Annotated in this window: 26 protein-coding genes; 10 read left to right on the top strand and 16 right to left on the bottom strand. The window is 35.1% G+C overall.

The genetic code is table 11. The features are described from left to right. Positions 1–230: 230 nt before the first annotated feature. The 4 genes from dhaK (at position 231) to NST49_RS02515 (ending at position 2,866) form a co-directional block, all read left to right on the top strand. Entirely contained in the window at positions 231–1,220 is a 990-nt protein-coding gene (dhaK, locus tag NST49_RS02500) for a dihydroxyacetone kinase subunit DhaK (protein WP_341046836.1), read from the top strand. Positions 1,221–1,240: 20 nt separating this feature from the next. Beyond that, positions 1,241–1,828, top strand: a complete 588-nt coding sequence (dhaL, locus tag NST49_RS02505) for a dihydroxyacetone kinase subunit DhaL (RefSeq protein ID WP_023176543.1) — start codon at positions 1,241–1,243, stop codon at positions 1,826–1,828. After that, positions 1,821–2,195 (top strand): dihydroxyacetone kinase phosphoryl donor subunit DhaM, encoded by a 375-nt coding sequence (dhaM, locus tag NST49_RS02510; protein WP_023176541.1) that lies wholly within the window; start codon positions 1,821–1,823, stop codon positions 2,193–2,195. The genes dhaL and dhaM overlap by 8 nt, the downstream gene beginning before the upstream one ends. 212 nt (positions 2,196–2,407) lie before the next feature. Then, positions 2,408–2,866: a DUF2798 domain-containing protein gene (locus tag NST49_RS02515; RefSeq protein WP_081701935.1), complete on the top strand. Its 459-nt coding sequence runs from the start codon at positions 2,408–2,410 to the stop codon at positions 2,864–2,866. Positions 2,867–2,994: 128 nt separating this feature from the next. On the opposite strand, the gene glpK (NST49_RS02520) is transcribed toward NST49_RS02515, so the two are convergent. The 7 genes from glpK (NST49_RS02520) to NST49_RS02550 all read right to left on the bottom strand — a co-directional run bounded on the left by glpK (NST49_RS02520) (position 2,995) and on the right by NST49_RS02550 (position 12,693). Continuing rightward, positions 2,995–4,512 carry a glycerol kinase GlpK gene (gene glpK / locus NST49_RS02520; RefSeq protein ID WP_034538036.1) on the bottom strand — a complete coding sequence of 506 codons (1,518 nt, stop codon included), beginning with the start codon at positions 4,510–4,512 and terminating at the stop codon, positions 2,995–2,997. Positions 4,513–4,665: 153 nt separating this feature from the next. Further along, entirely contained in the window at positions 4,666–6,183 is a 1,518-nt protein-coding gene (gene glpK, locus NST49_RS02525) for a glycerol kinase GlpK (RefSeq protein WP_023176537.1), read from the bottom strand. A gap of 428 nt (positions 6,184–6,611) precedes the next feature. Then, a complete protein-coding gene (locus tag NST49_RS02530) occupies positions 6,612–8,282 on the bottom strand; it encodes a peptide ABC transporter substrate-binding protein (RefSeq protein ID WP_034538034.1) in 1,671 nt (556 codons plus the stop codon). Between the two features lie 38 nt (positions 8,283–8,320). Then, entirely contained in the window at positions 8,321–9,214 is an 894-nt protein-coding gene (locus tag NST49_RS02535) for a C40 family peptidase (RefSeq protein ID WP_341046844.1), read from the bottom strand. 59 nt (positions 9,215–9,273) lie between these two features. Further along, positions 9,274–10,065: a serine hydrolase gene (locus NST49_RS02540; protein ID WP_023176534.1), complete on the bottom strand. Its 792-nt coding sequence runs from the start codon at positions 10,063–10,065 to the stop codon at positions 9,274–9,276. Between the two features lie 274 nt (positions 10,066–10,339). Further along, positions 10,340–11,851, bottom strand: a complete 1,512-nt coding sequence (locus NST49_RS02545; protein WP_341046847.1) for a DUF1846 domain-containing protein — start codon at positions 11,849–11,851, stop codon at positions 10,340–10,342. Positions 11,852–12,168: 317 nt separating this feature from the next. Next, entirely contained in the window at positions 12,169–12,693 is a 525-nt protein-coding gene (locus tag NST49_RS02550; RefSeq protein WP_341046849.1) for a YehS family protein, read from the bottom strand. A gap of 378 nt (positions 12,694–13,071) precedes the next feature. Between NST49_RS02550 and uraA the strand changes: the two genes are divergently transcribed. Further along, the gene (uraA, locus tag NST49_RS02555; RefSeq protein ID WP_023176531.1) at positions 13,072–14,346 is read left to right on the top strand and encodes a uracil permease; all 1,275 of its coding nucleotides are present in this window, start codon (positions 13,072–13,074) and stop codon (positions 14,344–14,346) included. A gap of 80 nt (positions 14,347–14,426) precedes the next feature. Here uraA and NST49_RS02560 read toward each other — a convergent pair whose 3' ends face one another. Further along, positions 14,427–14,987, bottom strand: coding sequence for an NUDIX hydrolase (locus NST49_RS02560; protein WP_023176530.1), 561 nt, complete (start codon positions 14,985–14,987; stop codon positions 14,427–14,429). 472 nt (positions 14,988–15,459) lie between these two features. On the opposite strand from NST49_RS02560, the gene NST49_RS02565 reads away from it, so the two are divergent. Together NST49_RS02565 and NST49_RS02570 are read left to right on the top strand one after the other, a co-directional pair. Beyond that, positions 15,460–16,650 carry a coenzyme F420-0:L-glutamate ligase gene (locus NST49_RS02565; protein WP_187948845.1) on the top strand — a complete coding sequence of 397 codons (1,191 nt, stop codon included), beginning with the start codon at positions 15,460–15,462 and terminating at the stop codon, positions 16,648–16,650. Positions 16,651–17,043: 393 nt separating this feature from the next. After that, entirely contained in the window at positions 17,044–17,640 is a 597-nt protein-coding gene (locus tag NST49_RS02570; RefSeq protein WP_023176528.1) for an acetate uptake transporter, read from the top strand. A 99-nt stretch (positions 17,641–17,739) separates the two neighbouring features. Here NST49_RS02570 and NST49_RS02575 read toward each other — a convergent pair whose 3' ends face one another. From NST49_RS02575 to gloB, 3 genes are all read right to left on the bottom strand, one after another. Beyond that, positions 17,740–18,621: an alpha/beta fold hydrolase gene (locus NST49_RS02575; RefSeq protein WP_341046852.1), complete on the bottom strand. Its 882-nt coding sequence runs from the start codon at positions 18,619–18,621 to the stop codon at positions 17,740–17,742. A gap of 29 nt (positions 18,622–18,650) precedes the next feature. Next, positions 18,651–19,358 (bottom strand): DNA alkylation repair protein, encoded by a 708-nt coding sequence (locus tag NST49_RS02580; RefSeq protein ID WP_023176526.1) that lies wholly within the window; start codon positions 19,356–19,358, stop codon positions 18,651–18,653. 62 nt (positions 19,359–19,420) lie between these two features. Then, entirely contained in the window at positions 19,421–20,122 is a 702-nt protein-coding gene (gene gloB, locus NST49_RS02585) for a hydroxyacylglutathione hydrolase (protein ID WP_023176525.1), read from the bottom strand. Between the two features lie 288 nt (positions 20,123–20,410). Between gloB and fabV the strand changes: the two genes are divergently transcribed. After that, complete coding sequence (fabV, locus tag NST49_RS02590; RefSeq protein ID WP_043945522.1) at positions 20,411–21,604, top strand: enoyl-ACP reductase FabV; 1,194 nt, start codon at positions 20,411–20,413, stop codon at positions 21,602–21,604. Positions 21,605–21,747: 143 nt separating this feature from the next. Here the strand turns inward: fabV and NST49_RS02595 are convergent, their stop codons facing one another. From NST49_RS02595 to NST49_RS02605, 3 genes are all read right to left on the bottom strand, one after another. Further along, the gene (locus NST49_RS02595; RefSeq protein WP_236620725.1) at positions 21,748–22,467 is read right to left on the bottom strand and encodes a YoaK family protein; all 720 of its coding nucleotides are present in this window, start codon (positions 22,465–22,467) and stop codon (positions 21,748–21,750) included. 218 nt (positions 22,468–22,685) lie between these two features. Further along, positions 22,686–23,474, bottom strand: a complete 789-nt coding sequence (gene yghU / locus NST49_RS02600; protein ID WP_251166231.1) for a glutathione-dependent disulfide-bond oxidoreductase — start codon at positions 23,472–23,474, stop codon at positions 22,686–22,688. Positions 23,475–23,622: 148 nt separating this feature from the next. Then, the gene (locus tag NST49_RS02605; RefSeq protein ID WP_251166230.1) at positions 23,623–24,261 is read right to left on the bottom strand and encodes a hypothetical protein; all 639 of its coding nucleotides are present in this window, start codon (positions 24,259–24,261) and stop codon (positions 23,623–23,625) included. Positions 24,262–24,712: 451 nt separating this feature from the next. On the opposite strand from NST49_RS02605, the gene gloA reads away from it, so the two are divergent. Beyond that, positions 24,713–25,093 (top strand): lactoylglutathione lyase, encoded by a 381-nt coding sequence (gene gloA / locus NST49_RS02610; RefSeq protein WP_251166259.1) that lies wholly within the window; start codon positions 24,713–24,715, stop codon positions 25,091–25,093. A gap of 233 nt (positions 25,094–25,326) precedes the next feature. On the opposite strand, the gene rlmH is transcribed toward gloA, so the two are convergent. Beyond that, on the bottom strand, positions 25,327–25,806 hold the full coding sequence (gene rlmH / locus NST49_RS02615) for a 23S rRNA (pseudouridine(1915)-N(3))-methyltransferase RlmH (protein ID WP_023176518.1): 480 nt from the start codon (positions 25,804–25,806) through the stop codon (positions 25,327–25,329). 65 nt (positions 25,807–25,871) lie between these two features. After that, the gene (locus NST49_RS02620) at positions 25,872–26,054 is read right to left on the bottom strand and encodes a CxxH/CxxC protein (protein ID WP_023176517.1); all 183 of its coding nucleotides are present in this window, start codon (positions 26,052–26,054) and stop codon (positions 25,872–25,874) included. A 279-nt stretch (positions 26,055–26,333) separates the two neighbouring features. Here NST49_RS02620 and NST49_RS02625 point away from each other — a divergent pair, with 279 nt between their 5' ends. Continuing rightward, entirely contained in the window at positions 26,334–26,843 is a 510-nt protein-coding gene (locus tag NST49_RS02625) for a ClbS/DfsB family four-helix bundle protein (RefSeq protein WP_341046859.1), read from the top strand. Positions 26,844–26,893 lie beyond the last annotated feature (50 nt).

A 26,893-nucleotide genomic window follows, 5' to 3' on the forward strand; every position in this document is an offset into this window, starting at 1 on the left:
TCACATTTGTCTTATATACTAACAGTATACCAAAACAATATACAACCAACCTTTTATTTTTTCACTTTTACTCCTCCAAAGTAAATTTTGAATATCCTTTCCTCTTCCATTTTTGAATGGAAGAGTTTTTTTGTACCCTCTATTCAATTGTTATATTTGTCCTCTATCTTAAAAACGGTTACAATAGTAGTGAAACCATTTTTAAATTACTTTAGGGGGTCTGGAAAATAATGAAAAAAATTATCAATGATCCATCAAATATATTAGATGAAATGTTAAATGGCTTAGTCTTTGCTTATGAAGATTTAGTTGAACGCTTGCCAGAAACATCTGTCATCCATCGTAAAGGCGAAAAAACTGGAAAAGTTGGATTAGTAAGTGGTGGTGGAAGTGGACATGAACCATCTCATGCAGGGTTCGTTGGAAAAGGAATGCTATCAGCCGCCGTTTGTGGTGAAGTATTTACATCCCCTACTCCTGATCAAATTTTAGAAGGTATCAAAGCTAGCGATGAAGGTAAAGGTGTCTTTTTAATCATTAAAAATTATTCTGGAGACGTTATGAACTTTGATATGGCTAAAGAATTAGCGGAAATGGAAGATATTGAAGTTGATTATATTGTAGTAGATGACGATATAGCCGTTGAAGACAGTACGTATACTGCTGGAAAACGTGGTATTGCTGGTACTGTTTTGGTTCATAAAATTTTAGGTGCTGCTGCCGAAAAAGGCTTGTCACTAAAAGAAATTAAAGAATTAGCAGATAAACTTATCCCAGAGGTCAAATCATTGGGTGTAGCTTTAAACCCTGCTACTGTACCAGAAGTTGGTAAACCAGGATTTGAATTAATGGATGACGAAATTGAATTTGGCGTAGGTATCCATGGTGAACCTGGTTACCGTAGAGAAAAACTTCAACCTTCTGCTGCCTTAGCTAAAGAACTTGTAAACCAGTTGAAAAAAGAATTCCAATGGCAAAAAGGAGATTCATTTGCAGTTCTAGTGAATGGTATGGGTGGTACTCCATTGATGGAACAATTTATTTTTATGAATGATGTAAAACAATTATTAGCAAACGAAGGAATAACTTTATCGTTCAGAAAAGTCGGCGATTATATGACTTCCATCGATATGGAAGGTCTATCTTTAACTTTAGTTAAGCTAGAAGACTCTAGCTGGTTAGAGTACTTAAACGCCCCTGTAACAACTATTGCTTGGTAAAGAAAGGATGACAAAAATTTATGTTAACTACAGAAACGACAAAAAAATGGCTAGAACTTTTTATTGAACAAATTTTAGAAAATAAAGCTTATCTTAGTGATTTAGATACAGCTATTGGTGATGGAGATCACGGGAACAACCTTGCCCGTGGAGCTAATGCATTAACGGAAGCTTTAGAAGCCAAAAATCCAGAAACATTAACAGACTTATTAAAAACAACTGGGATGACTTTAGTCAGTAAAGTAGGAGGTGCTTCTGGCCCTCTACTTGGTTCTGCATTTATCAGCATGGCTAAAGCTAGTCAAGACAGTGATGATTTAGGAACAGTTTTAGAAGCCGGATTAGAAGGTATTCAAAAACGTGGTAAGGCTGTAGCTGGCGAGAAAACAATGGTCGATGAATGGATTCCAGTTATCGAAGCTGTAAAAGCTAAGAATCTAACTGCCGCTTTGATTGAAGAATCCGTTGAAAAAACAAAGGACATGAAAGCAACTAAAGGACGTGCCTCTTATTTAGGCGAACGTTCTATAGGGCATGCCGATCCAGGCGCTATGTCTAGCAGCTATCTATTTAAAACGATGATGGAAGCAGGTGTGTATGATGAGTAAAGAATATGGTGTATTGCTGGTTTCTCACGTATCAGAAATTGCAGACGGTTTAGCTAAATTGATTAGTGAAGTGGCTAAAGATGTTACAGTCAAAAGCTCTGGCGGAACTCCTGAAGGTGGAATTGGAACTAGTTTTGACAGAATTGAAGAAGCTTTATCTTCATTTGAAGAAGAAACAGTTCTAGCTTTCTATGATTTAGGTAGTGCTAAAATGAATTTAGAATTAGCTATTGAAACTTCTGATAAGACAGTCCATTTATACGATACTGCTTTGATTGAGAGTGCTTATACAGCAGCTGCTCTATTGCAAGCAGAAGCTCCATTTGATGCTATTGAAGAACAATTAGCATCATTAAAAATTAAATAGATTTTAATACAAATAACTCGCTTTTTTTATTAAAAGCGGGTTATTTTTGTTGAAAAGACAACACAATTAACGCTTTCATGTAATTTTCATGAAAATCTAACTTACGCAATAGCTATAGTTTCTGATACACTCCTAAGAGATACATTGAAAAGGAGTTTTTTACTATCAAAGAAATTAAAGAAAACAGATTGCCCCACAATGCTAAAGAAGGAATGTTATACGGTCTTATTATTTGTACGATAACTGTTATTATTATGAGCACAGTAAACATTGGACTAGAATTTGGTAAGCTTGATACAGAAGTATTCCTGATTATTCTCAAGTCTTTTCCTATTATCTTGATCATTGCCATGTTGCTAGAAGTACTCGTTATTGGGCGTATTGCAGAAAAATTAGTGCACACTTTTTCCGATGATACCGATGGATTTAATGCAAAAATATTATTCACCATCTTTTTTACTGTTATTGGGATGTCATTGATTATGACAGTAATTGGCGGTATGCTTGGTAAGGGTATTAGCCTAGATTCATTTGGATCATTATCACATTGGCCTAGAAATTTTTCAATTGCTTTGTTCTGTGAGCTTTTGATTGCTCAACCGCCTGCACGATTTGTTATGAAAAAATTACATTTACGCCAAGAGGATAAATTAGATTACGATTTTGATTAAAATCTGGTAATCTAATCACTTTATTTAATGGTTTATTGAACAAAAAACAGAGGATTCCGTTTAAAATGGAGTCCTCTGTTTTTTATTTAGCTAGATCTGAAAGTTTTGCTTCAGCAAAATTTAGTGCCTTAATCATTTTTCTTTGAAGGTCTATATTTAAATGCTTTGGTCGCTTCAACAGCTGATTGCCAGCCTGCATATAAATCTTCTCGAACAGATTCTTCCATGTCGGGCTCATATGTTGCTTCTTTTTCCCAAGTCCTTTTAACGTTAGTTTCATCTTTCCAAAATCCAGTTGCTAATCCTGCCAAGTAAGCAGCTCCTAGGTTTGCTGTTTCAGTTTCGTTTTGGCGTTCGATCCGTTTGTTCAAAATATCAGCTTGAAATTGCATCAAAAAGTCATTTTGAGCTGCTCCACCGTCTACACGTAAAACTTCTATTGGAATACCTGATTCATCATTCATCGTGTCTACAACAGTTTTTATTTGGTAAGCCAGTGATTCTAAAGTTGCACGCACAAAATGTTCTTTAGTCGTTCCTCGCGTTAACCCTACAACAGATCCTCTCGCGTCTTGATCCCAATAAGGCGCAGCTAAACCAGTAAAAGCAGGGACAACATATACATTGTCTGTTGAATTTACTTTTTTAGCGTACTCTTCAGATTCAGGAGTTGTTCTAAACATTCTTAGACCATCTCTTAACCATTGAAGTGCTGATCCGGCTACAAAAATACTACCTTCAAGTGTATAAGTAACTTCTCCATTAATACCATAAGCAATAGAGGTTAGTAACCCTTTATCTGATTTAATGGGTTCTGTACCCGTATTCATAATAATAAATGCGCCCGTACCATATGTTGCTTTGACCATACCTTTTTCATGCCCTTCATGCCCTAGTAAAGCAGCTTGTTGGTCAATAGCCATACCCGCGATTGGGACTTCTCCACCATAAAAATGTTCTGGTACTGTATTTCCATAAACTTCAGAAGATGATTTCACTTCTGGTAACATTTCTTTTGGAATATCCAATAAAGCCAAAATATCTTCATCCCATTTAAGATCATAAATATTAAATAACATGGTACGACTTGCATTTGAATAGTCTGTTACGTGAGCTTTTCCACCTGTTAATTTCCACACTATCCAAGTATCAATCGTTCCACATACTAATTCACCTTTACTAGCCCGTTCTCTTGCTCCATCTACATGATCTAAGATCCATTTAATTTTAGTTGCTGAGAAATAAGAATCCACAACTAAGCCGGTTTTATTATGGATAGATTCTTCATGACCATCTTCTCTTAATTGTTGTGCGAGTGCATTTGTTTGTTTTGACTGCCAGCCAATTGCTTGATAGATAGGCCTGCTTGTCTCTTTATCCCAAACTACAACTGTTTCGCGTTGATTCGTAATCCCAATACTGTCAATATCTACTGGTTTCACTCCAGATTCAATCAAAACACCTGCGATGACAGATAAAACGGATAACCAAATCTCATTGGCGTCTTGCTCTACCCAACCTGGTTTAGGAAAGTTTTGAGTGATTTCTTTTTGTGAACTCCATTTTTGGTTCCCTTTTTTATCAAATAAAATAGCTTTTGTCAGATCCGTTCCTTGGCTAATCGACATGATATATTTTTTACTCATATGCTGCCTCCTAAATAATAATAACAGCGCTTTTAGACTGCCTTAATTTTTTTTATTTGTCCTTAATGGATGGAATGAAAAAGAACACCCCAAATAAAGGATGCACTTTTTCATTCTATTCCTAAGATAAGTATTAATCAAAAAATACGTATCTTATTTATTTTCTCTGATAGGTTTGTGTTTGAAAATACGTGTAGCTTCAACAGCTGATTGCCAACCTGCGTATAAGTCTTCGCGCTCTTCTTCTCCCATATTCGGAGTGAATGAGGCATCTTTTTCCCAGTATTTTTTGATCTCATCTTGGTCCTTCCAAAATCCTGTTGCTAATCCAGCAAGGTAAGCTGCACCTAATGCTGTTGTTTCGCTAATTTTAGAACGTTCAATTTGAGTATCTAAGATATCTGCTTGAAATTGCATCAAGAAGTCATTTTGAGATGCTCCTCCATCAACACGTAATGTTTTAATTGGAATACCAGATTCTTTATTCATTGTATCTACAACGTCTTTCGTTTGGTAAGCCAATGATTCAAGTGTTGCTCTTATAAAGTGTTCTTTAGTTGTTCCACGTGTTAACCCAAAGACAGCTCCGCGAGCATCTTGATCCCAATATGGTGCACCTAAACCCGTAAATGCAGGTACTACATAAACATTTTCTGTTGAATCTACTTTTTTAGCATATTCTTCAGATTCAGGAGCTGTTCTAAACATTCTCATTCCATCTCTTAACCATTGAAGTGCTGATCCAGCTACAAAAATACTTCCTTCTAATGCGTAAGTGATCTCGCCATTCAAGCCATAAGCAATCGATGTAAGCAAACCGTTTTCTGACTTAATAGGTTCTTTACCTGTGTTCATAATGATAAAAGCGCCAGTGCCGTAAGTGTTTTTAACCATTCCTTTTTCATATCCTACTTGTCCGAATAAAGCAGCTTGTTGATCACCTGCCATGCCGGCAATTGGAATTTGCCCACCATAGAAATGCTCAGGAATCGTTTTACCATATACTTCAGAAGATGATTTGACTTCTGGCAGCATTTCTTTTGGAATATCTAGCAACGCTAAAATGTCTTCGTCCCATTTAAGATCGTAAATATTAAACAACATTGTACGACTTGCATTTGAATAATCGGTTACATGTGCTTTTCCACCTGTTAATCTCCAAACTAACCAAGTATCAATCGTTCCAAATAATAATTCACCTTTTTTAGCACGTTCTCTTGATCCTTCAACATGGTCTAAAATCCATTTGACCTTAGTTGCTGAGAAATAAGAGTCAATAACTAAACCAGTTTTATCTTTAATTAATTTAGTGTGCCCATCTTCTTTAAGTTGATTAGCAATGCCGTTTGTTTGTTTTGATTGCCATACGATTGCACGGTAAATTGGTCTACCTGTTTCTTTGTCCCAAACAACAGTTGTTTCACGTTGGTTAGTGATCCCGATACTATCAATATCAGATGGTTTTAAACCTGATTCAATTAAAACACCTGCAATGACAGATAAAACTGAAATCCAAATTTCATTAGCATCATGTTCTACCCAGCCTGGCTTAGGAAAATGTTGCGTAAACTCTTTTTGAGAACTCCATTTAGGGTTTCCTGCTTTATCAAATATGATTGCTCTAGAACTAGTAGTACCTTGGTCAATTGACATAATATATTCTTTAGTCATTTTATTCCCTCCAATAGTATAATACTCTTTCATGCGTTTGTATTCTAAATGTAACGCTAAAAAAAACCGTTGTAAAGCGTTTTCCAATGTCGTTTTCTAAAAAATGTAAGCGATTTTTAATTTTCAGTCGTAGTTTTTTCACAATCTGACTTCAGAATTATCTTTCTAAAAATAACCTGTATATCTTTTATATTCTTATCCAAACTAGTTTATTTTTAGAATCTGATAGTTTTGATGCTAAAAACCGACTTTTTTTAACCATTTATTATGCAACTGATGAAATAATAAGCCTTTATAACTATGTGAAAACTTGTTCTAATTTTATCATTTAGTTTAAAAATGGCGAGTTTTTTATTCTCATTTTCTTTTAATAAAGACTAACAACTAACAGATTACTTCACCTGTTAATTGTTAGTCTTTACGCTCAATTATTCTGCTTCTATCCAAGCCCATTTGTAACTATCTGGTCCAAAAACACGTTTATAATAATCTTTAACGTTTGGATTCAATAAATAAGAATCTGCTGATTGGTATAGTGGTGCAAGTGCGGCATCTTCCCCTAAAGCCACTGTTTCAATTTCTACTAATGTTTCCCATCGTGCTTCATCATCGTAAGTTGCTTTTGCTTTGTCTACTAAAGCATCAACATCCGGATTTGAATAATTCATACGATTGATATCTGTGTCAAAGCGTTCCACATAATTGATGGGATCTGCAAAATCTGCTATCCATGAATTAATGGCCATATCATAGTTTCCAGCACGTACTGTATCTAATTTCATACTAAATGGCATGCTTCTTAATTTAACTGTCAGGCCCGGTAAATTCTTTTGTAACTGGTCTTGTAAATACTCAGCTAATCGTTTTGAATCCTCTGTATCTGATGTAATCAGTTCTAATTCAAGGCTGTCCGTTCCCAACTCTGATAATCCAGTTTCCCAAGCATCTTGAGCTTTTTCAACATCATATGTCAACAAATTCCCAGCATCTTCACGATAATCTGCACCAGTTACAGGATTACTTGCTAAACCGGCTGGAACAAATCCATCAATCGATTCTGAACCATCTTGTAAAACGCTATTTACATAGCCATCTTTATCGACTGCTGACGCAATAGCTAAGCGAATATTAGCATTGCTCAACTCTGTTTTTTCGTTATTATTCAAGTTATTCATTTCAATATAGAAAGTTGTCGCATTTAATGAAGAATGAAAATTAGCGTCTTCACTATATTGAGCGACAAAACTTCCTGATAGAAAAGCAATATCTGTATCACCATTTTCAAATAAATTTAGCTCTGTAGTCACTTCTTTGATAACATCTACTGTTACAGTATCTAGAACAACAGCCTCAGCATCCCAATAATCTTCATTTTTTTCAAAAGTCCATCCTACACTGCTCGCTTGGTTCCAATCTTCTAATATAAATGGTCCATTATAAACTAGATTTTCATTTGAGCTTCCATATTTATCACCTTGTTCTTGGGCAAATGTTCTATTTTGTGGAAAGAAAAATGGCAATGTCAGCAACTGATCAAAATAAGGGGTTGGCTGCATTAGTGTGATTTCTAACTCCGTATCACTGATTGCTTTAATTCCTAAATCAGTTGGTTCCATTTCTTCATTAATAATTTCAGTAGCATTTTTGACCAACCCATCAAACATATACGCATATCCACTTGCCGTTTCAGGTGCAACTACCTTTTGCCAGGCATAAACAAAATCATCCGCAGTGACCGGTTCTCCATTAGACCAAACAGCATCGTCACGGAGCTTGAATGTGTAAGTTTTTCCATCTTCGCTTACAGTAGGTTCTTGGGCTGCCGCACCTAAAACAGGTTCAGAATCTGGTCCTAAAACATATAACCCTTCGAAAACATTGTTCATGACCGTAAAACTCGTTAAATCAGTTGCTAATGCTGTATCCATAGAAGGAATTTCTGAAGCAGCAGTCAAGTGTAGTTCTTGTTTATCAGCTAATTTTTTTTCACTAGTTGCTGAAGTACTTGTAGTTGAAGAATCTTGCGAATCTGCACCTCCACAAGCTGCTAGTAATACAGTTAAACTAATTATTCCCAAACCTTTTATATGATTTTTCATTTTATTTCACCCTTTCATACTCTTTTCATATTTTATGATTAGTTGAAAAAACGTCTGACAGCACATAATTCTTTTTGATAGTTTGTTCCTTCAAGCTTCGTGATCATAACTTTTGATCCAGGAGTTTGGGAATGGATCATTTGATCTTCTCCTAAATAAATTCCTACATGATGAACTTCTCCATAGCCTTCTTGGTAAGCAAAAAACAACAAATCTCCAGGCTTTGCTTCTTCATACGAATGAGCTTCTCCTTCAAAAACTTGTTCTTGAGCATCCCTGCTCAACCAGATATTGAACGTCCGAAACAATGTATAAACAAAGCCTGAACAATCAAATCCAGCAGCACTTGTTCCTGCCCAAACATACCTCAAGTCTAAAAATGATTTTGCGTTATTGATCAATTGATCTACAGCATTTAATGGTAAATCACTTAGTAAATGAGCATCTCTTTTTCCGATTATCCCGATACCAGCTGGTGTAAGAACTTTATATTCATCAGTTGTTTCTTCTAGTACAGATAAAATGGTTCCAATAGAAAGATCCATTTGAGAAGATTGGTTATCCTTTATAATATTGATTTTTGCTATTGGCTGCTTAACAGCGATTTGATCTAATTCCTCTGACCAACCATCTGGTATGGAAGCAAGATCCTTATTGAAGATCCATCCCGGATATCCCTTGGGTTCATTTTTATAGGCTTGTTTTATGACCGTTACTTGTGCATACTCTCCACTAGTTTCTAAAACCTCTACAATATCCCCGTAAAGTAATTCAGAGTCTACTAAGCGATCCTTATACAAGCTCATAGCTTCTTCATCTGTTAAGGTATAAAAGTGCTCTTTTCTATCTTGTTCTCGTATTTTTTCTTGAACTGGGTGTTCAAGGTTTTTTGCCCATAAAAAAGTTGTCGTGACATTAACCATTTTTTTCATGTATGTATCTCTCTCCTTATTGCTAATTTTTTAACACTAATCAGCAAGAAAGATGATGATTAGTCAGTAGTAGTTAACCATTTAAATGCTAACTTCCCGATTTCTTGCATCCACTCTATTGCTTTAGCTTCTTCTTTTACACTTTTATTTAATGAAGCAATATAAATTATCCGGCCTTGGTAGCGAAATAACGCCATATCATGACGAATTTCATTATCTTCACCAGTTTTATTTAACATTTCTAAGATTGGGATTTCTCTCTCATCTAAGTAACCTGGTAAACCCGTCCTAAATTGCTGTAATAAAAAAGGCTTTTCTATTTGATTTTTCCAACTTGGATGATTCTCTCCCAGTTCAATGATTTCTTTTAAAACTTCTGTCGCTCCTAATGGCGAAACTTCATTGACTAACCCTGATTCATAGTCCATCAAGTAGCGTCTCAGAGCTATTCCTTTATGCCAATGTTTTGTTTGTATCCATGCTTGTAAATCTTCTAAACCAACATAACCAATCAACTGATTAGTAGCTTCATTGTCTGAAACAGCAATCATAAGTTGTAGAAGGTCTTCAATACTCCATTCTTCTATAGATGTTAAAATATGCATTATTCCTGATCCATTTGCCCGATTTAGTTTAGATACAGTTACTTTAGTCTTTAGATGAAGTTTTCCTTGAATAGCTTTCTCGTAATAATAAAGGTATATCGGAAGCTTAATGATACTTGCAGAAGGAAATAAATCATTTTCATTTTTACTAAATAAGTTATTTGTACCATCGTGAATATAAAGCCCACTTTCGATATAAGGTACAAATTTAGTTGCTAACTCTTGAATTTCCTTATCCCAGTCCATTTTCACCCTCATTTCTTTTATCGATATCCAACCAAAACACATTAAAAACTCATTATTTTATTACCTGAAATTAATTATATAGAAGTGAATGATTTACCACAACATAAATATAACGCTTACATGTTAGGTTGTTTTTTTATCATAATAAAAAACAGCCGAGAGTGGGACAATAAGCACTTAGACCCGGGTCTGCTTTTTGGAGCACGTTTTAGAATAAACATTCGTATATAAAGAAGAGGCTAGGATTTTTATCCCGGCCTCGTTTCATTTATCTTTAGATATAGTACAAGTTTTCTGATGGGTAGAATGGATCACAAGTAATATCTAATCCTAATTTGCGAAGTGTTTGTTCATCATCTTTATTTAACATAACTGTTGAGTGTGCTTGAACATCTTTTAATTCAGCTAGTTTGTTATAAGCCAATTGAGCTGTTGGGTTAGTAACTGCACTAATAGCAAGTGCAATAAGAACTTCACTTGAGTTCAATGCACTGATTTTACTATGAAGATCCGTTACTTTTAGTTTTTGAATGGTTTCTAAAATGTTGGGAGATAATAAATGGATTTCATCTGAAATATGAGCCAATACCTTAATAGAATTTAAGATAGCTGCAGAACAAGAATCCATCAATGGTGTCGTTCTTCCAGTAACAATCTGTCCGTCTGCTAATTCGAATGCAATCACAGCTGGCATATCCGTTGTTTCTGAATGTTCTCTTATCTTTTCAGCGTATCTACGAGCTGGTGCGACTGGAACTCTATTTTCTTTCTTCAATCCAACTTCTTCCATGATCAATTTCATATGATTAAGGATCTCTTCATCGATCAATCCTTTTTTAAAGTCACCTTCAGTTGAAAAACATCTACGAATAATTTCTTGCTTAGATGCATCTTTTACAGCCTCGTCATCAATAATACCAAAACCAACACGATTAACACCCATGTCTGTTGGAGATTGGTATACTGATTCTTTTCCAGTAATTTTTTCAATGATTTTTTTTATAACTGGGAAAGTTTCAAGATCACGATTGTAATTGACGGCTACTTGATTGTATTTTTCAAAATGGAAACTATCGATCATATTGACATCTTTTAAATCGACAGTGGCTGCTTCATAAGCGATATTAAGTGGGTGTTTTAACGGAACATTCCAAACTGGAAAAGTTTCAAATTTTGAATATCCAGCTGCTTTTCCTTGGTGTCGTTCATGATAAAGCTGGCTTAAACAAGTTGCCAGTTTTCCACTTCCAGGACCTGGTGCTGTAACGACAACAATTGGTTTAGTTGTTGGAATATACTCATTCTTTGCAAATCCTTCTTCTCCTACAATGTTTTCAATATCTGAAGGGTATCCTTCAATTGCAGCATGTGTAAAAACTTTTATATCTCTTCTTTCTAGTTTATTAATGAAGAGTTTTGTAGAGGGTTGTTGTCCATTGTAGCGAGTAATTACGACACTATTCACTTCTAAACCATACCCTCTTAATTCATCAATTAAGCGTAAAACATCCATATCATATGTGATACCATAATCGCCGCGAATTTTATTTCGTTCGATATCTCCAGCATACACACAGATAATAATTTCAGCCTGATTTCTTAATTTTTGTAATAATTTTATTTTTGCATCCTCATCAAATCCGGGCAATACACGTTTGGCGTGTTTATCACCAATAAGTTTCCCACCAAATTCAAGGTACAACTTATCGTAATCATTTACTCGTTCTAGTATATATTTTGATTGCTCTTCAATATACTTTTGCGGATCAAATCCTGCTTTTTTCATGTACTTTCCTCCTGTATGATTGCTGAATGTTAGGCGTCAGCTTTCTAAAATAAAAAAAAGTTAGACGAGTTTTTCGTACTAACAATTTCTTTTCTCACTACTATTAAGAATGAATAAGTTCAATTATAATTTATATAAATTTAATGCCCTATTTTTACATCCTTTTCAATTATAGTGCTTTATTTTTTATAATCAATGTATTTTACCTATGTATTTTTAAATTACGTAAAAAAAATATTGGCATGAACTTCAGCGTTAACTATCCGAAGAACAACCCAATATTATTTAGATATCTAAACTTATTAAAAGACTAAAAATTACTCACGCCAAGCTATTGCTAATCCTTTTAAGAAGTTTCTAGCGTATCGATCGCCGCATTGTTTGTAGTTTCGATGGCCTTCTTTTCTAAGAACTGCACTTAACTCACTTTTTGATATTTCGACTCCAGCATTACCTAAAACGCCCAACATATCTTCACTTGTAAGCGATAGTGCAATTTTGATTTTCTTGAGCAACAGATTGTTTACATTAGTATTATTTAATGTCATAACTACTTTTGGTTCCGAATCTTCAGCGTCTGATTCTTTTTCACCTCTCTTGAAGGTGATTAAACCGTTTAAAAAAGATTCCAGCGTTTGGTTGGAACACTCTTTTTTATATTCATTATTTTTGAATTCTTCTTCTTTTACTTCACTAGGGCTTTCTTTTGTTTTTTTATCCAGCATCTTCTTGATGTCTTCTTTTGTTAAGTCCATACCACCTAATTTGAAAATTTCTACCATATCATTATCTTTAATATCTAATGCGTATCTTAACCTTACTAATCGATCGTTATTGTTCATTTTATTAACCCTCCAAAACCAAATATTTATCTAGTACTAGTATATAGCTTTACTTCAATGATTGCACCTTTTGAAATAGATAAACCAACCGCACTTTCTGTTATGTAAATAATAGGTTGCTAAATGTAAACCAATGATTGAGTTACTTTATTACTTATCTATTATGGATGGATAGCACTCCCTCTTATCTATTTGGTAATCGGCTGTTGTAATTCTAATTATTTACTGCTAGAATAAGTCAAAGCAAAGTCCTTTTAAATTAATCCAGAGAGATTAAAAAGGGTAACAAGTCAAATTATGATACGATACCTGAGGTCCTTTTGCGAATACACCATTCAAAAGGGCATTTTTTGTGCCCAAAAATAGGAGGAATCGTAGATGTCAAGCAAGAAAATTATTCAAGTAGATGAAAAGGTCCCTGTAAAATTACTCATTCCGTTAAGTTTGCAGCATACATTTGCTATGTTTGGAGCTTCAGTACTAGTGCCCATCATCTTTGGTATTGACCCTAGTATTGTTTTGTTAATGAACGGAATTTCTACGTTATTATTTATTCTTATCACTAAAGGAAAAGCCCCTGCTTATCTTGGTTCAAGTTTTGCCTTCATTGGACCTGCCAGTATTATTATTGCAAATCAAGGATTTGCTTATGCTCAAGGAGGTTTTGTCGTCTTAGGGATCATGGGTTGTCTTTTAGCTCTTTTCATTCGTCGTGTAGGTACGAAGTGGATCGATATTGTCCTTCCACCAGCAGCAATGGGAGCAGTTGTAGCCTTGATTGGACTAGAGCTAGCAAGTAATACTGTTCAAGGCGGCTCAATAGGCGCAAACTTGATGACCGAAACGGCCTCATCGCAAGACTTTATTGTCTTTTTCATTACATTAGGTGTAGCAATTTTAGGTTCAGTTTTATTTAAAGGATTTTTATCTACTATCCCAATTTTAATCTCAATCGTTGTCGGATATATCTCTGCTGCAGCTTTTGGAATGGTCGACTTTACACCTTTAACGGAAACGTCATTGTTTACCATGCCCCATTTTCAATGGGCAAAATTCGATGTGAATGCAATACTAACGATGCTTCCGGTTCTTCTTGTCTTAACTTCTGAACACATCGGGCATCAGGTCGTCACTTCAAATGTTGTTGGCCATGATCTGATAAAAAATCCTGGATTACATCGCTCTTTATTCGCCGACAATTTGGGCACTGCTTTATCTGGTCTGATTGGCGGGGTGCCTACAACAACTTATGGAGAAAATATTGGAGTAATGGCTATCACGCGCGTATACAGCGTTCGAGTAATCGCTGGAGCAGCCATCTTTTCGATCTGCATGGCTTTCATCGGACCTTTAGCAGCGTTTATCTCGACGATTCCAGGAAATGTGATTGGTGGAGTAACCTTCTTGCTTTACGGAATGATTGGGACAAGTGGATTGCGCTTATTAGTGGAATCTAAAGTAGATTATAGCAAATCAAAAAATTTGATTTTAACTTCTATCGTTCTTGTTGCTGGTTTAAGTGGATTAACGGTTAATTTTGCGGGAATCGAATTAAAAGGGATGATTCTTGCGAGTGTAGTCGGAATTATTCTAAGTGTCGCCTTTTATTTATTTGAAAAAGCCGGCTTAATGAACGAATCAGACGAAGTTTAAACTAGGAATATAAAAAGCTGAGTACTATTTCTTCTATAGTTTTATAGAAGAAATAGTACTCAGCTTTTTTATTAAGTAATTTATTTGTAGTTTTTTAACTTGTCATTTAGTTTTCGATAAACTACTTTCATATCAGGTTCTGTACAAGCCTCAATGGCTTCTTCCAATTCCATCCATTTGATAGCACTGTTTTCATCTTCTTTGACCGTGGTTTTCTCTTCTTCATTCGCTTCAATTAAATAAGTTACATTTAAATGCAGATGGGTTGCAATAGGAATTCCCTTTTTTAGATGACCCGGAACACCTAAAATTTCTACTGAATAAATGTTTTCTGTTACAGGACTGATAGTCGTCAATCCTGTTTCTTCTTTTGTTTCTTTTAAAGCTACTTGTAATAAATCTGGATCGCCATCCGCATGCCCACCAACCCATGACCAAGATTGGTAAATATTATGGTAAGCCATTAACACTTTTGTGCGTTCGGGATTTACTACCCAAGCTGAAGCTGTAAAATGTGCAGATTCATTTTCGCGTGCCAGTAAATTGTCAAAAGTATCCATATACTTTAGGATAACTTCTTGTTCTTTAGTTTCTTGAGTAGTATAAGGTATGTAATGGCTGATTTGTTCTCTTAAGTTCATCTAAGCTTCTCCTTTAATAAATTCTATATATAACATTGAACCATTCGACTATTTACTGATTTCAATTTCTATAATTAAATAAGTCCTTTTAAGTCTACTTTTGTTTAAAGTACGCCTAGTAATTATACCACATATGTTAATTGCATTTAAACTATGTACGTCCCCGAAACATATGTTAATCAACTTAATTCTTTGTTTATAATACTATTAACTCATGATACACAAACTCCTTTTGAGTACAAATGAGTTTAAATCTACGTTTTCACTAACGGAGTATGAAATAGAATATTTTTGAAACAGAGATATAAGAGACATTGAATAATTAAAGGAAGTACACTTTTTCAATAACTCGCTATATTCATCTAGTATATTATTCTATTTTACTTCTAGCCATTCAGAAAGGTATAATAAGTGTATAGTGTGTAAATATTTATGCCTATTTTTATAAAGCAATATATTAGGAGAGATCATATTGGAAAACACAGTAGGAACAGTAGTACGCGGTCTTCGCGGTCCAATCATCAATAAAGGCGACGATATTGAACAAATTGTAGTGGAGACTGTCTTAAATGCAGCTAAGAATGAAGGCTTTTCTTTTGAAAATCGGGACATTGTTACTATAACCGAGTCAATTGTAGCACGCGCACAAGGAAACTATGCATCAATTGATGATATTGCTGAAGATATCAAAGCAAAATTCGGTGATGAAACAATCGGCGTCATTTTCCCAATATTAAGCCGTAATCGCTTTGCAAATATCTTACGCGGTATTGCAAAAGGTGCAAAAAGTATCGTCTTAATGTTGAGCTACCCTTCTGATGAAGTTGGGAACCAACTTGTTGAGATCGATGAACTGGATGTCAAAGGTGTGAATCCATGGACAGATGTTTTAACTGAAGCTGAATTCCGTGAGCATTTCGGTTATAAAAAACACCGATTTACTGGGATCGATTATATCGATTACTATAGGGAGTTGATTGAAGCTGAAGGCGCAACTTGCGAAGTCATTTTCTCAAACAATCCCAAAACTATTTTAACGTATACTAAACATGTCCTAACGAGTGATATACATTCACGTTTTAGAACAAAACGTATCTTATCAACTAATGGTGCTGAAACAGTATACGGCCTTGATGATATTTTAACAACATCAATCAACGGCAGCGGCTTTAATGAAACTTATGGCCTGCTTGGATCAAATAAAGCAACAGAAGATACCCTAAAACTCTTTCCAAATAATTGCCAGCCAATTGTTGATGGTATTCAAGCCAAATTAAAAGAACTAACAGGTAAAACAATTGAAGTCATGGTATATGGCGACGGGGCGTTCAAAGATCCAGTTGGGAAAATTTGGGAGCTTGCAGACCCGGTTGTCTCGCCTGCATACACTGTAGGACTTGAAGGTACTCCAAACGAAGTGAAATTGAAATATTTAGCCGACAATAACTTCTCTCATCTTCGTGGAGAAGAGCTAAAACAATCTATTTCTGAATACATCCAGAATAAAAAGGAAGATCTAGTTGGCTCGATGGAAGCGCAAGGTACTACCCCGCGTAGATTAACAGACTTAATCGGCTCATTATCTGACTTAACCTCTGGCAGCGGAGATAAAGGAACACCTATCGTTTATATTCAAGGTTACTTCGACAACTATACAAAATAAGATTAATATAAAAAAGATGTCTTTCAAAATGAGTCGTCCCCTAAAAGCTAGACCTAAAAAATCTAATTTTTAGGGGTCTTTTTGTATGGCAAAACATAGTTTTAAATTTTATTTGAAAGTTTATCTAACATCATTCAGAAGAACTGCTTAGCTATAATATAAGTTTAAGAGTTCTCCCTACATTAATTAGCCAAAAAGAGCATGAAACTTTATAATATACAAAAAAATTGTTTTAAACCTGCTTTTTGGTACTTGATATAATATGGTTTAAAAGTGGAATTACTTCAATATCTTAATATGTCACTTTCTTTTATTTGACTTGTATATACAGCCTTCTGTATAATAAGAATCGCGCGAATTTTTGCGACACTATATCATAAGGAGATTTACAAAATGGATAAAGATAAATTAGGTAAGACAGTTACCTTCAAGGAAATAACTTCAAACCCTGCTCCACTTGGACTACTGGGTTTTGGGATGACTACTGTATTGTTAAATCTTCATAACGCTGGATTTTTCCCAATGGATTCAATGATTTTTGCAATGGGCATCTTTTATGGCGGATTTGCACAAGTTATTGCAGGAATTATGGAATGGAAAAAGGATAATACTTTTGGTGCTACAGCATTTACATCATATGGATTTTTTTGGCTATCATTGATTGCAATAAATATTTTACCTACTATGGGTCTAGGAGAAGCTCCTTCTAGTCAATCTATGGCAGCTTACTTATTCATGTGGGCTATCTTTACATTTGCTATGTTTATTGGAACACTTAGAATCAACAGAGCACTACAAGTTGTTTTTGGATCGTTAGCACTTTTATTCCTTCTATTATCTTTAGGTCATTTTACAGGCTCTGCACTTATTTTAACAATTGCTGGTTATGAAGGAATCATTTGTGGATTCTCAGCAATCTATGCTGCAATGGCACAAGTTTTGAATGAACTTTATGGAAAAGTTATCATGCCAATTGGCGAAGTGAAATAATAAAGATTAGTAAAGGCACAACGTCCAGTAATAAATGGATGTTGTGCCTTTTTATATGAGTTTATTGTTCTGGTTACCGTTAGTTACAGTTAAATACGCTCAGGTAGAACTACAAAGGGGCTCTTCACTAATAAAACCAAGAATCAGCTTATTGACACGTTCTGGTTCTTCATGGTGTACCCAGTGAGTAGCTTCACCCAGCAATACTCCTCGACCATCATCACAAAATTCGAGACTTTTGCTGGCCAATTCAGGACCTAAAAATCGATCTTTAGCTCCCCAAACCAAGAAAGTTGGCACAGTTACTCGGGAAGGAACATCCGAACTAGTATAGTTGGATATTATAGCACGGTACCAATTGATCATTGAACGCATAGCACCTGGCTGAGACCATGCAGTACGATATTTTTGTAAGTCTTCTTCACTGAAGGTTCCTTTTCGGCTGCTGCTCACTAATGCCTTCTCTATAGCTTTCCAATTAGACATACTAAATATCTTTTCCGGTATCCCTCGCAGTTGAAAGAAAGCAATATATGAGCTTTTTAGAATTTGTAAGGGGTGTGTTAAAAGTTTGTTACTCATAGCCAATTCGTGTGGAGCGTTAAGAATAATTAGCTTCCGCAGTAACTCGGGATATTCTCTCGCTACTCTCCAAGCCACGATTCCACCCCAGTCATGACCTACTAAAACTACTTTTTCTTTACCGGAAGCTTTAATTAAACCAGCAACATCTGCAGCTAAATGATCCGTTCGGTAATCACTTACTTTTTTAGGTTTATCGCTAAGATTATAGCCTCTTTGATCTGGCGCCCATACTCTAAATCCTTTATTTGCCAGTTCAGACATCTGATTGCTCCAACCATACCAAAATTCAGGAAACCCATGCAGTAAAATCACTAACTGTCCATTTTCAGGTCCTTGTTGAACAACATGCAGCTTGATTCCATTCGTCTCAATATACTTATGCTCTTGTATTCCCATATCTTAGAACCTCCTGTGTGAAGCTAATCTTAACACCTTACATATTTACGTTTAAAGCCGATTCTTCCTTTTTCTACTTGTTTTTGAATACTCTCATAAGCATTTAAGGTACTGTTTTTTTTGTTTTCACGTTTGACTTCTACTGTACCTACTTCCATTGCTGTCTCGAGTGCCTTTTCATGTAAAGGAGAAAATGAAATCCCAACCGTGGATAGGAAATTGTTCATGGACGCTTTTGTGCGTTCTGGCGCATCATGAATCGTCTTTTTTACATGATCAAGCATGTCAGAAATTTTACTTTCAGAAAATTCATTGTCTGAACGATTTCCTAAAAGCCAACAATAACAACTCCAACCCGCAGACATTCTCAATTCTTGACCACTTGCAATCCATTTATCCGCAACGTCTTGTGCAATATCTGATTCAGATAATGTTACAGCTACAACAAAATCAGACAACATATAGAAATAAGCTGCATCCATCCAGCGATCAAAATCAGACTCCGTCATAATTTTGGGGTCCGAAATAACACCAGCAAAATACATAGCATCATAATTACCTGTAGCATAAAGCTCTTCCGCTAAAGGTTGATTTTTTTTTATCTTCTTTGACATAGGTTTCATTTCACCCGTGGTTACACCAAAAAGCGGCTCTTGTGCACCATTGGATAGATATATTTTCTTCATTCTTGGCTTACTTAAGTCTTCAAGCTCCTGCATAACTGTTTCAAAATTCATAATTGTTTTGTATCTCCTTACTTAATTTAGTAAAAACTTAGTGTCAGGATTTGAAAGAATACCTAAAACTTATCACGAGCATCACGCAACTCTTTAAAGTCCTCCATCTTCTCTGCTTGCAGAAACAGATTGATTTTTTTCTCTTTACCAATTGTTGTAGGTAAAGTTGGTTTTCCTTTTGCGCGCATTTCATTGACTTGGTTTAAGGCTTCAGAAACGGCTGTGTTCGATGGCTGCATAGAATGTGCAAAACGTAAATTGGTTTGCGTATATTCATGAGCGGCATATACTTGTACCTCATCGTCTAATTGTTTGAATTTCTGTAAGGCATCATATTGAGCTTGATAATCTTTTGTAAAAACTCGGCCACAGCCTGCTGAGAATAAAGCATCCCCGCAAAAGAGAACATTATCCATTAAGAAGCTGATATGTCCGTGAGTATGTCCGCCCGTTTTTAATACTTGGACATTTTTTCCTAACAAATTAAAGGAGTCTCCGTCCACTACGATATGGTTTGCTATGTCCTCTGTTTCTTTCGGCCCATAAATTGAGGCATCTGGGTATTTTGCTGAAATTTTCTGAACTCCTCCGATATGGTCGTCGTGATTATGCGTTAAAAGGATGGAGTTTAACTGTAGCTGCTTTTCCGCTAAGTAGTCCATTACTTGTTCAGCTTCTCCTGGATCGACTACCACTGCCTCTGTACCTTCTTCAATAATCCAAATATAATTATCAGAAAATGCTTTTACGAGATTAATGTCCATAATTCTGTCTCCTCAATTTAAATTTTAGTATCCATAGTTAAAATGTGATTTTTAATATATTATTAATTATACCAGAAACTTACATTTATCTAGTAGTTACCATAATCACTATCTTACTACCAAATCTTTTTTATTTTTAGTAATACTATACAACCATTCCATTTTACCTATTGAGTGATGAACACAGGTACGTAACTTTGATGTGAAATTTTGATAAGTAATTTCTCATAAGAAGCTTTTTCTGATATTATATTCTTATAACGATTTAATGGAGGAAAATTAATCATGATGGAATTCAAACAAAATATTCGTGGAAATGTAGCTTTAGGTATAAATCCACTTGGATGCAAACAGGAAGTATTGAATCAAATTGACTATGTAAAAGGCAAAGGAACTTATGAAGGTCCAAAAAAAGTATTGATCATTGGCGCATCATCAAGCTACGGCTTAGCTACCCGAATCAGCTTAGCTTTCGGTACTGGAGCAGATACAATTGGCGTTTCTTTTGAAAAGGGTCCAAAGAACGAAAAGAATTTAGGTACAGCTGGCTGGTACAATAATATTGCTTTTCGAGAAGCCGCTGAAAAAGAAGGTCTGATTGCTAAAAACTTTGTTCAAGACGCCTTCAGCCACGAAAGCAAGCAAGAAGTCATCGATTATATAAAGAACGAATTTGGCGGTAAAGTAGACTTAGTCGTTTACAGTCTGGCAAGTGGTCGAAGAACAGATCCTACTACTGGAGAAACATATACTTCTTCGATTAAAGCCATTGGAGAGCCCGTGGTTGGACCTAATATTAATATGCAAAATCAAAGTTATTACACAGAAACACTAGACCCCGCAACTGATCAAGAAATCGCTAGTACAGTGAAAGTAATGGGTGGCGAAGACTGGGAACTATGGATGAAAGCACTAAAAGAAGCAGATGTTTTGACGGATGGAGTTCTAACAACAAATTATTCTTATTTAGGAACTGAATTGAATCATGATTACTATGGTGGGGGTACTCTTGGTCTCGCTAAAGCGGATTGTGATGAAAAGACAAACAATATTAATGAGTTACTAGCTGACATAAACGGCAAAGCTCAGATTGTAGTCGCTACTGCAGTTACCACTAAAGCAAGTTCAGTTATTCCTTTTTTCCCTGTTTATTGTATCGGTCTTTACAAAGTGATGGCAGATAAAGGCACCCATGAAACACCTATTATGCATCAAGACCGCATTTATAGAGAAATGATTTATGGCAACAAGCCTGAATACGATGAAGTGGGCCGTCTTAGACCTGATAACTGGGAACTTGACAGCGATACTCAAGCTAAAACGAAGGAACTTATCCTAAAATTAAATGAAGAAAATTTCAATTCTAATCTGACAGCTTACGACATCTTTTATAAAGAATTTTCAAATTTAAGTGGCTTTATGGTTGATGGCTATGTTGAACAAGACGTTACGATAGAAGAATTAAAAGCACTACACTATTAAGCAATTGTGACTCTATAAATAAACAAAGAACCCCTCGCATTTTACTGTGAGGGGTTCTTTGTTTGGATGAGCTACCAGAGTCCAATTGACTTCAGATTGTTGGCCATATAAATTTTGTACAGTTTAGTATAGAAAATCTAAGTCTATTTTAAATAATCAAATAGATTTTTTCCGTTTATTTCAAATTCATAATGGATTGATTTTGCGTAATTGACGTGATGATACAATGAGAAATATAAAAGTCCAAGAAAAAAGTATAAGCTACTTGCTACAAGCCAAATATCAACGCTAGTATATAGCAATACGCCGGCACCAACTATACTACCTAATAGAAAGAAGCTGAGATTCAGTAGTTGGAAACGGGCCTTCCGTAACTCGGATTTTCGTCCTGCTAAACTTCTACCTAAAGCCAAACCGGCATCAGTTAGGTTTCCAGACATATGTGTCGTACGAACAATCATCCCTTTATAATAGACAAACATACCATTTTGCAGACCTAAAATCAGGGTTGTCTCTAGCAAACGCCACCAAGGATCCTTAAGCATAATGCTTCCCGCTAAAATCGCTAAACCGGATAAGAGTTGAATATAACCATACCGACGTTTCAATTTAAAGACCTGTTCTGGAAATAGGAATCCACTCAACATCGTTCCTAAGAAAAAGGCTAGTATAACGATTATCAAACGAATAAAACCCTCGAAATCCCCTTTTACTAAATGAATCATACTGTTTGATAAACTCCCCGTATGATGGGAGCTAGTAGCTGAAAATAAAATAATCGTTACAACGTTCATAAATCCTGCAGTTGCAGTTAAGAGGAAAATCCAACTCGTTAACTGAATCTTTAGTGCTTTTTTTCTCAATACAAACCCTACTATCATAAACATTTTTATCTATTACATACCTCAAGTGTAATTTAAATCTACCTATAATAAATTATTTTTGCAAGGTATTTATAGAGAATCCTAGTATTAGTAATAATTTATTGTTGTCTTGTTTATTATAATACAGTGCTGATTATTTATTTCTTTTCAATCAAAATAGATTGTTATAACCCTAAAGTAATAAAATATGATACAAACTATTCTTTAATTGATTGAGACTCTGCTGCCAGACCTTTTTGAACACCTGGTCGTTCTGCAATGCGCTGAGACCATTCTAAGAGATGGGTATATTCATCTAGATTCAAAAATTCATATGATCCTTCATATAATTTTCCTAAAGCTAAACGGCCGTACCAAGACCATATAGCAATATCTGCGATGGTATAGGCATCGCCAGCTATATAAGGTCGGTTTGCTAAGGTTTTATCTAGTAAATCTAACTGACGCTTCGTTTCCATCGTGAAGCGATCAATCGGGTATTTCATAGGCTCTGGAGCATACGCGAAAAAGTGACCGAATCCTCCACCAACATAAGGACCTGCTCCCATTTGCCAGAATAACCAATTAAGGGTTTCAGTCCGACCGTGAATAGTTGTCGGAATCAGTTGGTTAAATTTTTCCGCTAAGTAAAGAAGAATGGAACCTGATTCAAAAATATCCAAACGAGGACTTTGACTTTGGTCAACAAGGGCTGGAATTTTAGAATTAGGGTTGATTTCAACAAAATCTGAACCAAATTGGTCGCCTTCTCCAATATTGATAGTGTACAAGTCATAATCTGCGCCTTCTACACCCAATTCTTTGAGCTCTTCAAACATGATCGTGACTTTAATGCCATTCGGTGTTCCTAATGAATAAAGTTGAAATGGAGCCTCTCCAACTGGTAATTTTTGTTCAAAACGACTCCCAGCTGTTGGACGATTGCCACCTTTTTTTGAATTCTCTTCTTCCCACTGCCACACTTTTGGTAATTCATATTCTGACATTTTAACACTCCTCATAATATTTATTCGTAACTTCATCATACTACGCAAGCACCATTTTGCCCAAATTTTAGCCTTTGCATTTACTTATACTAAAATTCTTATTGATGCATTAAAACAGCTACAACGAACATAACTAAACATACTCTATCTATAAATCTGTCTTTTCTCCATTAACACTAAACTCAATTATTTCCGCAATTCTATAATCATCTCTGTGTTCAATCACGTAAGCAACTTCATAAAGTTCTCCATCTACGTCTAGCTCGTGCTTTACAAAGGTAGTTAAATTTCCCTCATCTAAACTAGATCTACTGCTAGAATGTTCGATTTTTTCCCCCACGATGTTTTTTTCAATAATCTCAGTAGTTAATTTACTATAAGCCTCTGACAAAATAGCATAATTCCCATTATCACCATGCACTTTTGCATCCCAAATCTCTAACCAATCAAAATATAACTCTTCAGGATCTTCTCCGTATTCTTCAGCTATCTCGTATACAGTCTCCCGATCACCTGAGAAATCATCTATAGCATTTAATCTAGTTATAATGATATCGTACCACTCCAGGTCTTCTTCGGTAAGATGTCTTAATCTAGTTACTTCTGGATAAAAAGTTGTTGTCATTTCATCGGCTACAATACTTTTTTCTTCAGTTTCTTCAACTGCCTCTACAGCCTCATCTGTTGTATTCTCTGAGCTTTCTTCCATGTCAGTTGCTGCAGAACAAGCACCTAGCACCAACCCTAACGATACAATTAATATCAATTTATTAACAATAAATCCCATTCTCTTTCTCCCCCTAAAATAGTAAATCAAAAATATCATACTTAATAATTACAATTGACTGTTAGTTTATCACTAAACTTAATTATATTTCTAGGGTATCTGCAAAACTCTGTTCACAAGTATAATTTACTTTAATTATTCTCAATATTTATACCGTATATATGCATTATTGTACTAAAATCCTAAATGATTTATATCAATAACAGCAGAAAAAGTCGGAGATAAGCCATCATTTAACAATGGCTTATCTCCGTCTTTATTATTAAAATACTCTAACAATTTTTCAAAACCTCATGTAGTTTTGTCAATGAATGCACGTAATAACAGATTAAACTCTGTGTTTTTTGCCTATTGAGGTATTAGAAAGCAATGCAGAAGATAACATGGGCGTGCCTATATGACCTATTCATGCTAGAATAAAAATAAGAAACTATTGGAGGATGATATGATTATGAACCAAGAACTCGTTGAGATTTGCCTACGTGTCAGAGATATTGAGGCTACTTTAGACTTTTATACTAATCTATTCGATTTTGAAGTTGCCAGCCGCAGAGAATTCCCTGAAGATAAGTTTGATTTAGTTTATCTGAATTCTCCCGGTTCTTCTGTGCAAATCGAACTTACTTACAATTACGATGCTGAGCCATATAATGTAGGAAACGGCTTCAGTCATTTAGGTGTGACTGTCAGTGACTTAGAAAAAATGCATGAAGTTTGTAAAGCTTCTGCTTACGAAACAGGTGATTTAAGAGGACTTTCAGGCGGCACACCCTCATATTTCTTTGTGACGGACCCTGATGGCTATCGGATTGAAGTAAAACGCGCAAAATAATTTTCGAATCTTTTAAATGTAAGCATGTTGGTTGTTGCCAATGTGCTTACATTTTTTAATTCTTTCTTATCATTATCCGCATTTAACTGATTAACAAACATTCTAAACCATTTCGTTTAGATAATTTTCAATACTTCAATCGCGTAGATCCCTAATATTATCTTGCATATATAAATCACTCTTTATCACCACTCAAGATTTCTTGTTAATTCATTACTATTTAAAAACCTCATTTACTTATGGTACGGTTCATTCCTAACAATTTTGAAGCCACGATAGATCTGTTCAATTAAAACTAATCGCATCAATTGATGAGGAAGCGTCATTTTTCCAAATGAGATGGGTGTATTGCTTCTTTTCATTACTGCATCACTTAAACCTAATGACCCACCTATCACAAAAACAATGGTACTTTTCCCTTGAACTCCCAGTTGTTCAATCTCTTTTGCAAATTCTTCTGAAGTTCGTTGTTTCCCTTCAATAGCTAATGCAAAAACAAATGCTTGATCTGGAATTTTCGCTAAAATCCGTTCGCCTTCTTTTTCTTTGACTTGTACCATTTCAGCTTCACTTAATTTCTCAGGTGCTTTTTCATCCGGCACTTCAATTAATTCCATTTTACAATAGGCTGATAATCGTTTAGCATATTCTGCAATTCCCATTTTTAAATATTTTTCTTTTAATTTACCCACAGTTATTATTTTGATGTTCAAAAGTTATCCTCCTATAATCACAGGTTATCCACAAAAGTTATCCACATGTCCACAACTTCATATCATTATCTAGTGGTAGAATGCTTGTTCGACACTACATATATTGCATCCTGCTCGCAATAACCGCATTTATGTTTTGAGTTATCAACAAGCAATAATTGGTCTAGCACCGGCATTTCAAAACCGCCATAAACTGCGTCATCTAAAGCTTCTTCTATATGTTCTTGGCACGCTAAAATTTTATCCATCCACAACACCTTCCTGATTTTGTGGATAACTTTTTTTGTCTCCACATACCTATTTATATTATTTTACAGCACTTATCCACAATGTTCAAAACTTTTTATTTTTACTTGTCCACAAAAATTAAAAAAACCAATTAAAAATTGGTTTTTTCCAACATTTTTTCAGACTAAAGAATTCGTTTCCATTTTTTTACGAAGACCTAGACTTTTTATGTTCTACACCTTATTCTTTTTATATAGAATCTTCTTTTCTTATTACTAAACTATTAGGAGGAATTTTTTATGAGAGAATATCATAGCAAAACTGAATTAATAAACACCATTAAAGAACACTACCAAAAATACATCACCGAATTTGATTCAATCTCTGAAGAATTTAAAGACAAAAAAATCATAGAAGTAGAACAAACACCTTCTGAAAATTTATCTTATCAGATTGGTTGGATTAATCTATTACTTCAATGGGAAAAAAATGAACAACAAGGAAAAATTGTTAAAACACCTACTGAAGAATACAAATGGAACAATCTAGGTGGATTGTATCAGTCTTTCTATCAAGAATATGGAAAATATTCTTTAGCAAAACAAAAAGAAATATTAACTCAGTTAGTTGAAGAGTTATGCCATTGGGTGGAAAGTCTCTCTGATACTGAATTATTTGAATCCGAACAACGAAATTGGGCTACTACAAAAGCCAAATGGCCTATTTGGAAATGGATTCACATAAATACAGTTGCACCATTTACGAATTTTAGAACCAAAATTCGTAAATGGAAAAAAGTAACTAGCTAATTTAATAACAACACATTAGCTAATTACTAGAAATTACAAAAAAATGGAGT

The sequence above is a fragment of the Carnobacterium sp. FSL W8-0810 genome (assembly GCF_038007125.1).
Lineage (GTDB): Bacteria > Bacillota > Bacilli > Lactobacillales > Carnobacteriaceae > Carnobacterium_B > Carnobacterium_B inhibens.